Below are 14,092 nucleotides of genomic sequence, written 5' to 3' on the forward strand. Positions count from 1 at the left end.
AATGGAAAAATCTATCATAATCATCTCTATTGTTTCTGTTGTAGCTATAATTATTTTTTTAATCTACTATTTTAATCCAAAGACCATTATTTTACGCCGACTTAAAAAATTACGTTTTAGTAAAATAGGTAGTTTACAAAATCATCATTATTCTAAAGTTGAAGGCAATGCTCTTAACGTTAACCAACCTTTAATTGCTCCTTTAAGTCAACGCGAATGTGTGTTTTATCAAATTGTTATTGAAAAGAAAGTTAATAGCGGAAAAAACTCACATTGGAAAACTATTGTTGACGAGGAGAAAATTCAAGATTTTTTTGTGGAGCAAACTGGCGAAAGATTACTTATTTTCCCTAAACAAAATCCCAAAAATTATTACGCCTATTTGGTGTCTGATAAAAAAGCAAATTCCGGAACATTTAATGATCCAACACCAGAGTTTCAGTCGCTTTTAGATAATTACGGCATAGAATCGACAGGACTTTTTGGGTTCAACAAACAATTACGTTACCGCGAATCTATTATAGAAGTTGGCGAGCGTATTACTGTTGCTGGTTACGTAAAATGGATTGAATTAGAACAGCCTGTTTCAGATTATAACTATTCTCGTGTTGCGACATTAGTGGCTAAAGACAAAAACAAGATTTTAATCACAGATGCTACAGAAGCTTTAAAACCAAAACACGGTCGTTAAGGTTTCCAGTTATGTCCTTTTAACTGCATAGCAGCTTTTAAAATATCTTTTTGACTAATTTGACCTATTAATTTTCCGTCTTCAATAATAGGAAAACGTCTGCGTTTAGCACTTAAAAACTTATTGGCAGCATCAAAAATATTTAGGTTACCATCAATGGTTTCAACATTTTTTACCATATGGTTTTCTACATGACTATCTTGGGTTGGTGAGTTGTAGTATCTACTTTCACTAATTTGTTTAATGCAATCACCTTCAGAGATAATTCCTATTAATTCATTGTTTTCATTCACAACTGGTCCACCAGATATTTTGTGTTTAATTAAAATTTCTACAACTTCTTCAACACTTTGTGTAGGTTTAAAAGTAATTAAATCTTTAGTCATGTAATCTTTAACCTGTAAAGAGGTATCATCTACTTGCTGTTGTCCTTTTCTAGAACCTTCAAAACTTTTAATTCCCATAATTTTTAATTTTCGGTTTAACTAAAGTTACTTATTTTCAATCACTTATCCTAAAATATTTATACACGCAATTATTTCTTACTTTTATACTGCAAACTAAAACCTTCAAAATGTTTAAAAAACTAATTGCTATTCTTGTATTGTGCTTAGCTGTATATTTAAGCTTCGATGCACTTCTTCCTAATAAGATTTCAAATTTAGACACACCTTTATCACAATTCTCTACAGATAGAGCTTTGTTGCATTTAGCAGAAATTTCTAAAGCGCCTCATTACACAGGAAATAAAGAGAATGCGCGTGTTAGGCATTATATTATTTCTGAACTTGAAAAACTAGGTTTAATTACCGAAACTCAAGAAGGTTTTACCAATAGTCAATGGAACAACTTTACAAAACCTGTCAATATTTTAGCACGAATTAAAGGCAAAAGTAACAGCAAAGCTTTAATGTTGTTAACGCATTATGATAGTAACCCGCATTCGTCCATTGGTGCAAGTGATGCTGGTTCTGGTGTGGTTACTATTTTAGAAGGTTTGCGTGCGTATTTAGCTGAAGGAAACACACCTAAAAACGATATTATTGTTTGTATTACAGATGCTGAAGAACTAGGTTTAAATGGTGCCGAATTATTTGTAAATAAACATCCTTGGGCAAAAGATGTTGGTTTAGTTTTAAACTTTGAAGCTAGAGGAAGCGGCGGACCAAGTTATATGCTTATTGAAACTAATGGCGGAAATGCTAATTTAATGAAAGAATTTGTGTCTGCAAATCCAGAATATCCAGTAGCCAACAGTTTAGCGTATAGTATTTACAAAATGCTACCAAACGATACCGATTTAACCGTTTTTAGACGTGATGGTAATATTGAAGGTTTTAATTTTGCGTTTATCGATGATCATTTTGATTACCATACCGCTAATGACAATTACCAGCGTTTAGACCGAAATACATTAGAGCATCAAGGCACGTATTTAATGCCTTTATTAAAGCATTTTAGTCAAGCTAATCTAACCAACTTAAAAAGCACAGAAGATTATATTTATTTTAATGTCCCATTTTTTAAGACAGTTACTTATCCATTTAGTTGGATTATACCAATGTTAGTTATTGCTTTTGTAGCTTTTATTGCATTATTAATTTATGGGTTTAAACAACGACAATTAAAAGGTAAAGAGATTGGTAAAGGATTTATTGCCTTTTTATTAAGCCTACTAATTTCAGGACTTGTTGGATTTTTTGGATGGAAATTAATCTTAATCATCTACCCAGAATACAACGAAATTTTACACGGTTTTACCTATAATGGTCACACCTACATCTGGTTTTTTGTATTACTAACATTAGCCATTAGTTTTTACGTTTACGGTAAAGTTTATAAGACTAATAATGTTAGCAATTTACTTATTGCACCACTATTTTTTTGGTTGCTAATTTGTGCTTTGACAGCTTTTGGTCTAAAAGGTGCTAGCTATTTTATTATCCCAGTATATTTTGGGTTAATAGCGCTTTTTGTGTTAATAAGACAACAAAAACCTAGCCTTATTGTGTTGGCATTTTTATGCATACCTGTGTTATTTATCATGTCTCCATTAATAAAAATGTTTCCTGTTGGATTAGGGCTAAAAATATTATTTGTCACTGCTATATTATTGGTTCTAATATTTGGACTTTGTCTACCAGTTTTAGGCTTTTTAAAACATAAAAAAAGATGGAGTTATGCCTTTTTTACTTTAGCTATTATTAGCTTTTTTGTGGCGCATTTCAACTCGCAATTTACAGAGGATTCACCAAAACCAAATAGTTTAGTTTACGCATTAGATGCAGATAAAAATACTGCTGTTTGGGCAACCTACGATAACATCTTAGATACGTATACAACTAATTTTTTAGGTGAAAACCCAGAAGAAGCTAAAGCTTTTGGCAATAATACGTTTGGTAGTAAATACGGTACAGGTTTTAGTTATTCTAAATCTGCACCTATAAAAAATATACCTCAACCAAAAATTGAAATTTCCAACGACACTATAATTGGTAATTTACGATCATATAATATTTGCATTATTCCACAAAGACATGTTCAACGTATTGAGTTGTTTTCTGACACCACAAATGTGTTTAAAAATTTTAAAGTAAATGGTGTTAAGATTGAAAATAAATCTGAAGAAGACTCTGCTGTGTTTAACAATAGAAAAAGTAATAGATTATTCTGTTATTATGTAACAAATGACGAGCCTTTAGAGTTAGAAATTTCTGTACCAAAAAATCAAGAGACTAGAATAGAACTTTATGAAGCGTCTAATGATTTATTAGAAAACGAATTATTTAGTATTCCTAAAAGATCAAAAGATATGATCCCAAAACCTTTTGTGCTTAATGACGCTATTATTGTTAAAAAGACAATTAGCTCAGAATAATTAACGCTTATTTCACTTATTTTAAGACCACTAAGCAAAATATTTTTTTAGTTTTGAGCCACAAAAATTTTTAACAAAATGAAACACATAATTTATTTATCTATTTTTTGCTTTAGCCTTAGTCTTACTGCTCAAAATAATGACGCTTTAATAAAGCATTACGAAGCGTATTACCAACAAATGCAAATGCAAGGTGACGTACAAGGTATTATTAATGCAATGACGCATTTAAACGTTTTAAAACCATCTGAAGCAAGAAAAGATACTTTAGCTTACATCTATCTTCAAAACAATAAATTTTCGCAAGCTTTAAATACCATTGGAATTGACAATAAAGATTCTGATTCTGATATTGCAATAGAAGTAAAAGCTGTAGCACTAAAAAACTTAGGTGAATTTGAAAGAGCAATTCCTTTTTACACTAAAATTTACAATAAAACAAAAAATGCTTTAGTGGCTTATGAAATTGCAGAACTTAACCTTAACATTAATAATCTAACACAAGCTAAAGCCTATATTAATTTAGGTATGCCTGGTATAAAAGAAAAACAAGGAAAAACCTACTACGAAACGCAACAACCTTACACAGTACCTTTAAAAGCAGCTTTTACCTATTTAGACGCATTAGTAAAATACAACCAAGATAAAGCAGCAAATATAGATTTAGCAATTAAAAAATTAGATGAAGCTTTAGCTTTAGCACCTAATTTTAATATGGCTAGTTTAGCTAAAAATGCTTTAACACAACAAAAAACACCAAAAACAACTACCGAAACTAAAGAATAGTTTTAAGTTGAAATTATAAAAAAAGCCTTCATTTAACTGAAGGCTTTTTTATTTATAAATCTTTATCGATTACCAAATTCTAACTCGGTCTTCTGGAGCAATGTACATTTTATCTCCTTCTTTAATATCAAAAGCTTTGTAAAAAGCATCTACATTAAGTAAAGGTTGTACAGCTCTTGTCATACCTGGTGAGTGTGGATCTGTTTTAATTCTTGTTTTTAAAGCATCGTCACGCATTTTTGTACGCCATACTGTTGCCCAACTCATAAAGAAACGTTGTTCTGGTGTAAATCCATCAATAGTTTCTTCTGGTCTACCATTTTGCTCGTAGCTTAATTGTAAAGCATCGTAAGCCGCTAAAACACCTCCTAAATCACCAATGTTTTCACCTAAAGTAAACTTACCATTGATTTTTGTTTCTGGTAACACTTCAATTTCAGAATATTGATTTGCAAGGTCTTCACCTAAAGCTTCAAATTGTTTTAAATCTTCGTCTGTCCACCAATTGTTAAGATTTCCGTCTTTATCATAACGCGCACCAGAATCGTCAAAACTATGAGAGATTTCATGACCAATTACTGCTCCTATTCCACCGTAATTTACAGCATCATCTGCATTAAAATTATAGAAAGGTGGTTGTAAAATAGCTGCTGGAAAAACAATCTCGTTATAAGATGGATTGAAATATGCATTTACAATTTGAGGTGCCATGTACCACTCTGACTTATCAACTGGTTTGTCTAATTTATTGATGTCTTCATTAAAGTTCCAAACTCTAGCGTTTAAAGAGTTTTGTAAGTAAGAACCGCCTTCTTCTACACTTTTAACTTCTAAATCAGAATAATCTTTCCATTTGTCTGGATACGCAATTTTAACTTTAGTCGCTTTTAGTTTTTCGATAGCTTTTTGTTTTGTTTCTGGACTCATCCAGTCAAGCTTTTCTATACGTTTTTCAAAAGCAAGAATTACGTTTTTAATCATTTTCTCTGCTTTTTCTTTAGCTTCTGGCGGAAACTTTTTATCTACATATAATTTACCTAAAGCTTCTCCTAAAGTTCCGTTTAAAGCTGCTAAAGCACGCTCTTCTCTTGGTCGCTGTGCTTTTGCACCGTTAAGTTCTTTTCCATAAAACTCCCAATTAGCAGTTTCGATATCTGTACTTAAGTAGCCTGCAGCACTTCTAAATGTATTCCATTTTAAGTAGGCTTTCCAGTTATCTACATTATTATCTGCTAATACTTCGTGTAATCTTTTAAAATAACCTAAATCGCCAACAATTACGGTATCTAAATCTTTTAACCCTACACCAGCAAAGAATTTTTTCCAGTCTACTTCTGGCACCATTTCTTGTACTTGCTCTATAGATCTTGGATTGTAACGTTTACGAGCATCACGTCTATCTACTTTATCCATTTTAGCTTCTTCAAGACGTGTCTCAAAAGCTAATATTTGTTCTGCTTGTTCTTTTGCTTCTTCTTCTGAGTCTCCTAAAAACTGTAACATTCTAGTAATGTGCGCTACATACTTTTCTCTTTTTTCTTTAGAATCTGCATCATCTTTTACATAATAATCTCTGTCTGGTAAACCTGTACTACCGCCACCTAAATAAGCTACATTACGGTCACTATCTTTAGGATCTGCACCAACACCTACACCATATAAACCACCGCCGCCAGCTGGCTCCATCTCTATCATATAGTTTTGTAAGTCTTCAATGTTATTTATAGCTTCTACTTTAGCTAAATATGGTTTTACTGGCTCTAAACCTGCTTTATTACGACCTACAGTATCCATAATAGTTTGGTAGTAAAACACTGCTTTTTCTTGATCTGAACCTGGTACAACTTGGATACCTTTTAAGTCCTTATCATTAGACATAGCTTCTTTTAAGATTGCTAAAGCGTCTTCGTCTGTTTTTTTTCTTAACTCGTTAAAACTACCCCAAACTGTTCTATCTGCAGGAATCTCGTTAGTGTCTAACCACTTTCCGTTTACGAATCTAAAAAAGTCTTCGCTAGGCTTTACAGAAGTATCCATATACTCTGTATTTATACCAGGCAAAACTTCTACTTGAGCTGTTTCCATCTCTTCAGCTTTTTTTTCTTCTTTACAACCAAGAAGAAAAACACCGCCTAAAGCACTCAATAATGCTAAATTTTTAAAGTTGAATTTCATTGTTATAAGTATTGACTATGTTAGTTATTACGCGACTCAAGATATAAAAAAAGCGCCTGACATAAGTTTGAAAGGCGCTTTTTTTAAGTTTATATTAACTTTTATTTAACGATTAACTTTTTAATTGTTGTTGTTGTTGAAGTTTTAATACTTAAAACATAAATACCTGAAGAATAATTACTTAAATCTATTTTGTAATTATTGTCTTGAATATTTACGTTTTGTTGATTAAGTATTTCTTTACCTGTTATATCTATTACTGATATGCTTAATTGCTGAGCGCTATCAGTCTTTAAATTAAATATACCTGTAGAAGGGTTTGGATAAACTTTAAATGTTTCACTATTAAAAGTTTCTGTACTTAAAGCTGTACCAGATATGATTGGGTTATCTATAATCACGCCTTCTTCGTTAATAATTTGATCTGAATGAAATACAAATCTGTACATAAAGTTTGTCTCTGTACCAAATGCAGATAGATTATAAGTATAGTGTGTCATAGTTGTATTTACACCAGTCCATTGTCCTCCTGGACAATTATAACAAGTTCCGTTTTCTCCTGATGTTAGTCCATTATTATACCAGTTTACATCTGTACTTGATCCAAGCAAACTCCACGTTGCACCTTGATCTAAAGAGTATTCTACATAAACAATATCCCAATCTTGTTCTAATTCAAAAGCCATATCAAATTCTAACGTTGGTGATGACACTGTTGTTAAATCAAAACATTCTGATACTAAATAACTTTTAGTATTATCTGCATAATTACCAGATAAATTAGTACCATATACATTTGTACTGTTTACAGTGCTATTTAAGATTGTGCCATTTGCCAAACCTCTTTGCCAGTACTGATTTGTAGTACCTGCGTCATAAACTAATAATGCTTCTTCAGGTGTTTCAAAAGTATTAACTACAAGTGTTGCTCCAGACGCGTTTGCTTTTATGTATGAAGTTTCTGAGTTATTATTTTCAGCAAAAGCATCATTATTTATTGTAGATGACACGTTAAATGAATGTGTTCCTTTTGACAATGTAAATGAAGGTAAAGTTACCGTTACAGAAGTTTCTGACGCTAATGTACCGGTCCAAGTAAACATATTAGGTGTGCCATCTATATTATAAGTTAAGTCGATAGATGTAATCGTATTTTGTCCGTTATTAAAAAGCTCTACTTGTGGTGCTAAATTTACGTTACATTCAATTGTTTGTCCTATTCCAGAAACCGAAACTAATTTAACGTCATCCTGAGGTAACTCATAAGGAATACTTGATTGCCAAATACCTCTTCCATATGTTGCTGCTGTAATGTTATTATCTATTAGATTAATTTCTATATCTCTTACAGATACGTTTGGTAAATTATTATTAAATAATTCCCACATTAAAGTATCATCATCATACCTGTATACACCTAAGCTAGTTCCTAAAAACAAAGGGTTTTTAGTATGTAATGCCTGATGTTTAATGCTGTTTTTTGTCACATTTGGTAAGCCTGTTGAGATACTTGTAAAATTAATCCCTCCATCTACAGATTTATAAACTTGACCTGCAACACCAGACGTTGTAACATAAATAATATTGTTGTCTGTATTATTAACTTCTATAGAAGTAATATTTGAGGAAAATGAATAAGTAAAATTAAATGTTACACCATTATCTGTACTTTTATATAATGAAGAATTAGTACCTACGTAAATATTATTAGGATTAATTTCGTCTATTTCTAAAACATCTATATTAGTTCCAAAAGAAGGTGAAACTGCTACCCAACTTCCTCCTTGTAATTTATAAAGGCTATTGTAACCTGAAAATAATTCGCCATTAGCACTCATTGTTAAAGGAGTTATCCAGTTACCACTTTCTCCTGCAGGAGCACTTACATTGCCTGTTAGTGAAGCACCTGCATTTGTAGAATAATACAATCCTCCTCCATTTTGTGTAAAACCATAATATAAGTTAGAGTTATTAGGATCTATTGCAGTATCCATACCATCTGCACCATAATAGTTTTGCCATTGTCCATTAGAAAATGCGTGTCCACCATTATCTTGTAAACCTCCAACCATTTTACTTGAAGATTGTTTTGATACAGATATACGGTAAAACTGACTTATTTGCATACCTGCAGTAAGGTCTGTAAAACTAGTACCACCGTTACTTGATTTATAAAAACCTCCATCTGTTCCTGCAAACAATTCTCCGTCAAAAAATCTTAAAAAATGAATATCTGCATGTGTATAAGAACTAGAAAAAGGAGAACTCCAATTATTTATTTTTGTAAAAGTTGCTCCACTATCTGTAGTTTTCCAGATATTAAGTACTCCAGTATACACTTCGTTTTCATTAGTATCTGATACAGTCATTGCCATATCATACCATGCTTGTGGAGATTCAAATATATCTCCGACAGTAAGAGATGAAGCTACGTTTGTGAAAGAATTAGCAGAATCTGATGATTTATATAACCCTAAAAAATTATACGAATTATCTGCTGCTAACGCATAGACAACATTTGGATTAGCAGGCGTTACATCTATTACATATCTTGAAACGCCGTTATTAGGTAAGCCACTTGAAACTAAACTAAAGCTTTCTCCGCCATTAGTTGATTTATAAATTCTGCTGCTAGATGCTGCATAAATAATATCTGGGTTTGTTGGATGTATTTTTATGTCTTTAATATTTAATCCAGCTGTACCATTACTTCCTCCTAAAGAGTTTTGATTAGACCAAGTCACACCAGCATCTGTAGTTTTAAAAACACCACTATTAGTTGCTACCCATAAGATATTAGAGTTAGATGGATGCATGTATATGTCATTCATAGAGCTTGGTGAGTTACCAGGATTTAAACCTGTTGTATTCCATGTTTGACCACCATCTATAGACTTCATAACACCAACACTATAAGAATCTCCTGCATCATCATCTCCTGTTGCTATGTAAATGATATTAGAATTATTGACATCTACCGCAATTCCTGAAACACCTATTTGAGGTAAATTATCGGTTGTTGTATTCCATGTTAAACCAGCATCTGTAGATTTCCATATACCTCCAGCAGGTGCTCCTACATAAAATGTTGATGGATTATTTGGATCTTTAACGATAACATTAACTCGTCCTTGACCAGAAGACCAAGAACCTGTATTGGTGTGTGTAAATGGACCTATTGGCATCCAATTACTTTCATCTATTAGTACATTACTACTACGTAAGTTTTGAGATTGATTTTGTACTAATTGATAGGTATCCCATAATTCTTCCGAAGTAGGTAAAGTCCCGTCTTCTTTTACAAAGTTAGACCAATACGCTTCCCATCTTTTAAATGGTTTATATCCACTTCCCTTTTGATTTTTATCGTGTGTTAACCAATAATTATTGAAAGCATCTACAATTTGTTGAAATTTTAAAGGATTTTCACTTGACCTGTTGGATGTATTTAACATTTTCATCCAAGGAGCGCTTTCGTTAAATTGTGCTTGGATAGAAACTGAAAGTAATAATGTAAATACAAAAAGTAATACTCTTTTCATTTAACTTATTTTTAAAACAAAAATATAAGATTTTATTTAAAAAAACTGACAAAAAGATAAAAAAATAAGCTAAAAAACAAAGTACGATTTTTTATTCGGTTTTTAGTTTAAGCTTTTGTTTCAACAAACTATCTGTGTCTTTTTTGATATTTACGACATTTTTCACTTTTGGGTTTGGAATTGTAATAGATAAAACATAATGCTTTATTTTCCATCCATTTTCAGTTAATACAACAACACCAGATCCTCTGCATAGCCCCATTTGTGTATCTAAAATTTCGTCAAACCAAGCTAGATTTTTGTTACTATTTAAATAAATATTACGTTCTAAAGAAGTAAAGCTCCAAGCCTTTCCTTTATCAAAATAAGGTTTAGAAAACTCTTTAAATTCTTCTAACTGCCAATTTTCAGTAGCATCTGTACCAATAAACACAGCATCTTCTGTCATTAATTTAAAATAAGAATCAAAGTCTGCATTTGCAGCTGCTTCATGCCAAGCATCTATTGTTTTATAAATTGAATTTTTTATTTTAGTATCGTTTTGGCTTATTAATGTGCATGACATTAACATCAAAAATATTAGAGCATAATTTTTCATAACTAATAAGGTCTTTCAATATTTTGACTAGCTTTTTCTAGCTTTTTATTAATTTGTAAGTTAAGGTTAGAAAAAGCAACAAAAACTTCTTTTGTTGCAAAAAGAATATCCTTTTTATCTATAAAATCTAGGCTATTTAGATCTTTTAAATTTAACAATTTTGTTTTAAAAGCTAATACTCTGGCTTCTATAGACTGTGTTTTAATACTTGGTGGAATAGTTTGTTCTAAATCTTTTATTGCTGTTGAAAAAACTTCAATATCTGTATTAAAAAAAGAATAATCTGCTTGCTTTAAACTTTGAACAGCATCCGATAAAGTTTGATAAGCTTGCCATGTAGGCATTATTGAATTTGTTTTGGCGTCCAACCCAATATCTACATAATTTATTTTATTAATATCCTCTTTTTTTATATTTAAAGAGTCAGATTGTTGACTTTGTTCTGCGACTAAAGATTGATCTGTTTTATCTTTACAACTAACAGATAAAGCACACAAAAGCAAGATGATAAATAGATGTTTCATAACTTAAAATATATCTAAAAACAAATATATAAGATACTAGTTTTAAACCTTAATTTTTAACTAATCTTTTATTCTAACTTTTAGCATTTATTTATTGAAATATCTTTAAAATTGTTCTTACTTTTGAGCTGAAATTTGCATAATCCTTTAATAAATGAGCGAAAAAATATTAATTATCGGGGCTTGTGGCCAAATAGGATCTGAGCTAACTTATAAACTGAGAGAAATTTATGGCAATAAAAACGTTATTGCTAGTGATATTAATTACAATAACGTAGACTTAGTTAATTCTGGTACTTTTGAAATTATTGATGCTATGGATTATGCATCACTTAAAATTTGTTGCGAAAAACACAACATAGATACCGTTTACTTAATGGCTGCAATTTTAAGTGCAACAGGAGAAAAATACCCTATGAAAGCTTGGGATTTGAATATGCAATCTCTTTTTCATGTTTTAAATCTTGCAAAAGGCAAAGCCATAAAAAAAATCTTTTGGCCTTCAAGTATTGCCGTTTTTGGACCTACTACTCCTAAAAATAACACTCCACAAAGAACCGTAATGGAACCAACAACTGTTTATGGTATTACAAAACAAGTAGGAGAACGTTGGTGCGAATATTATCACGAAAAGTATAATGTAGATGTAAGAAGTATAAGATATCCAGGTTTGATAAGTTGGAAGACCTTACCTGGAGGCGGCACAACAGATTATGCTGTAGAAATCTATCATGAAGCATTAAAAAAAGAATCTTATGAATGTTTTTTAAGTGAAAAAACAGCACTACCAATGATGTATATGGATGATGCTATTGATGCAACGGTTAAATTAATGACTGCTAAAGAAGAAGATGTAAAAATCAGATCCTCTTATAACCTAGCCGGAATTAGTTTTACTCCAGATGAAATTGCTAATTCTATAAGAAAGGAAATTCCAAATTTCAAGATATCTTACCAACCTGATTTTAGGCAATCAATTGCAGATACTTGGCCAAGTAGTATAGACGACACTGAAGCACAACAAGACTGGAATTGGAAACATAAGTTTGATCTAGATGCTATTACAAAAGAGATGCTAACTAATCTTAAAGAAAAAAATAAGACTAGTTAATCAATTAAAGTAATAAAACTCTTTAATACTTTATAGTATTTTTAAAGACAACAAAAAGCTTCTTGAGTTAATTCAAGGAGCTTTTTTATTTTGTTATAATAATCAAAATTCCTAACTAATTACATAATCACAATAAAAATGTTAACATATTTAATTAAAAATAAATACTAACACAAAAAACAACAATAAAACAATTTTTTTAATAAAAATTGTAAGAAACATATATTTCATTTATTTTGCTTAACGCTAAAAATTAAATAGCCATTTTAATGAAATATTCTCTGAAAATTTTAATAACAGTTAGCTTAACTTTATTCTTATGTAGCTGTAAAACAAAAAGCAACAAACAGATAATTATTACACCAGAACAATACCATGCTTCTGTAAATAAAATAATAGATATTATGATACATGATATCTTTTCTCCTCCTGTAGCAAGTAGAGTTTTTGTGTATCCAAATATTGCTGCATATGAAATTTTAGCACAAGACAACCCTAAACTTTTAACTTTAGATAAAAAGCTTAATCAATTTACAACAATACCAAAGGTTAACACTACAGAAGGTGTAAACTTAAAATTAGCAGCACTAATAGCTCATCTTGAAATTAGTAAAAAACTAATTTTTTCTGAAGATAAATTAGATCATTATAAAGATAGCTTGTACACAGAGTGGAAAAAAATTAACAAAGAAGAATTTACTATTACAAAAAACTATTCTGATAAAGTAATTGGTCATATCACTGAGTGGATGAATAACGACAATTACAAGGAAACTCGGACTATGCCAAAGTTTACTGTAGATATGGAAGACCCATCAAGATGGCAACCAACACCACCTAGCTATATGGATGGAATAGAGCCTCATTGGAACAAAATAAGACCTTTTTTATTAGACTCTGCGTCACAATTTAAACCTATTCCTCCTCCAGAGTTTTCACTTAAAAAAGATTCAAAATTTTACCAAGAACTATTAGAGGTTTATAACGTTAGTCAAGAAATAACAAAAAAGGGAGATAATACTGAAGAAATTGAAATTGCACAGTTTTGGGATTGTAACCCTTTCGTATCTGTAACTAGAGGTCATTTTATGTTTGCTACAAAAAAAATATCTCCAGGCGCACATTGGATTTTAATTTCTCAAATTGCCTCTAAAAAAACAAAGTCTAGTCTTGAGGAGACAGTAAACACATATACAAAAACATCTATCGCAATAGCAGATGCTTTTATTAGTTGTTGGGACGAAAAATATAGAAGTAACCTTATTCGTCCAGAAACACTAATAAACCAACACATTGACCCAGATTGGTTACCTATTTTACAAACACCACCTTTTCCGGAGTATGTTAGTGGTCATTCAGTAGTTTCAGGATCGGCATCGGTAGTTTTGACTAAACTATTTGGTGATAACTTTGCTTTTAACGATACTTCAGAAATCCCTTACGGTTTACCGCCAAGAAATTTTAAATCTTTTTATGACGCATCAGCAGAAGCAGCTTTAAGTAGACTTTATGGAGGTATTCATTATAGGGCTGCTATTGATAATGGTTTAGATCAAGGTAAATCTGTTGGACATTTTATAGCCAATAAACTTGGTCTTTAACAAATCCCTCTTTAAGTAAGAAAATATTAATAAATTACCACAAAAAAACCCGATACTAGAATGTATCGGGTTAATTTTTGCTCCCCCTCTTGGGCTCGAACCAAGGACCCTCTGATTAACAGTCAGATGCTCTAACCAACTGAGCTAAGGAGGAGTGTTTATTTTCGCTGTTGCGAGCGCAAATAT

The 14,092-nt window shown here is 31.3% G+C and carries 10 protein-coding genes and 1 tRNA gene; 5 read left to right on the forward strand and 6 right to left on the reverse strand.

The features are described from left to right. Position 1 precedes the first annotated feature (1 nt). Positions 2–691, forward strand: coding sequence for a hypothetical protein (locus ACEQT4_RS07325; protein ID WP_370226776.1), 690 nt, complete (start codon positions 2–4; stop codon positions 689–691). Here the strand turns inward: ACEQT4_RS07325 and ACEQT4_RS07330 are convergent. Continuing rightward, positions 688–1,155 (reverse strand): CBS domain-containing protein, encoded by a 468-nt coding sequence (locus ACEQT4_RS07330; protein ID WP_027879176.1) that lies wholly within the window; start codon positions 1,153–1,155, stop codon positions 688–690. The two genes, ACEQT4_RS07325 and ACEQT4_RS07330, sit on opposite strands and share 4 nt — an antisense overlap. A 110-nt stretch (positions 1,156–1,265) precedes the next feature. Here ACEQT4_RS07330 and ACEQT4_RS07335 point away from each other — a divergent pair, with 110 nt between their 5' ends. Next, positions 1,266–3,569: a M28 family peptidase gene (locus tag ACEQT4_RS07335; RefSeq protein ID WP_370226777.1), complete on the forward strand. Its 2,304-nt coding sequence runs from the start codon at positions 1,266–1,268 to the stop codon at positions 3,567–3,569. Between the two features lie 78 nt (positions 3,570–3,647). Next, positions 3,648–4,355, forward strand: a complete 708-nt coding sequence (locus ACEQT4_RS07340) for a hypothetical protein (protein WP_370226779.1) — start codon at positions 3,648–3,650, stop codon at positions 4,353–4,355. Positions 4,356–4,424: 69 nt separating this feature from the next. Here ACEQT4_RS07340 and ACEQT4_RS07345 read toward each other — a convergent pair whose 3' ends face one another. The 4 genes from ACEQT4_RS07345 to ACEQT4_RS07360 all read right to left on the reverse strand — a co-directional run bounded on the left by ACEQT4_RS07345 (position 4,425) and on the right by ACEQT4_RS07360 (position 11,194). Then, on the reverse strand, positions 4,425–6,530 hold the full coding sequence (locus ACEQT4_RS07345) for a M13 family metallopeptidase (RefSeq protein WP_370226780.1): 2,106 nt from the start codon (positions 6,528–6,530) through the stop codon (positions 4,425–4,427). Between the two features lie 101 nt (positions 6,531–6,631). Continuing rightward, complete coding sequence (locus ACEQT4_RS07350) at positions 6,632–10,072, reverse strand: T9SS type A sorting domain-containing protein (protein WP_370226781.1); 3,441 nt, start codon at positions 10,070–10,072, stop codon at positions 6,632–6,634. A gap of 91 nt (positions 10,073–10,163) precedes the next feature. Beyond that, positions 10,164–10,637 carry a nuclear transport factor 2 family protein gene (locus ACEQT4_RS07355; RefSeq protein WP_370226783.1) on the reverse strand — a complete coding sequence of 158 codons (474 nt, stop codon included), beginning with the start codon at positions 10,635–10,637 and terminating at the stop codon, positions 10,164–10,166. Positions 10,638–10,672: 35 nt separating this feature from the next. Next, positions 10,673–11,194, reverse strand: coding sequence for a hypothetical protein (locus tag ACEQT4_RS07360; RefSeq protein ID WP_370226784.1), 522 nt, complete (start codon positions 11,192–11,194; stop codon positions 10,673–10,675). Positions 11,195–11,348: 154 nt separating this feature from the next. Between ACEQT4_RS07360 and ACEQT4_RS07365 the strand changes: the two genes are divergently transcribed. Both ACEQT4_RS07365 and ACEQT4_RS07370 read left to right on the forward strand, forming a co-directional pair. Beyond that, positions 11,349–12,305, forward strand: a complete 957-nt coding sequence (locus ACEQT4_RS07365) for an NAD-dependent epimerase/dehydratase family protein (protein ID WP_106680348.1) — start codon at positions 11,349–11,351, stop codon at positions 12,303–12,305. A gap of 269 nt (positions 12,306–12,574) precedes the next feature. Beyond that, a complete protein-coding gene (locus ACEQT4_RS07370; protein WP_370226785.1) occupies positions 12,575–13,906 on the forward strand; it encodes a vanadium-dependent haloperoxidase in 1,332 nt (443 codons plus the stop codon). 80 nt (positions 13,907–13,986) lie between these two features. Here ACEQT4_RS07370 and ACEQT4_RS07375 read toward each other — a convergent pair. Then, a tRNA-Asn gene (locus ACEQT4_RS07375) sits at positions 13,987–14,060 on the reverse strand. Positions 14,061–14,092: the final 32 nt, after the last annotated feature.

Origin of the sequence: Mesoflavibacter sp., assembly GCF_964226795.1 — a bacterium.
Lineage (GTDB): Bacteria > Bacteroidota > Bacteroidia > Flavobacteriales > Flavobacteriaceae > Mesoflavibacter > Mesoflavibacter zeaxanthinifaciens.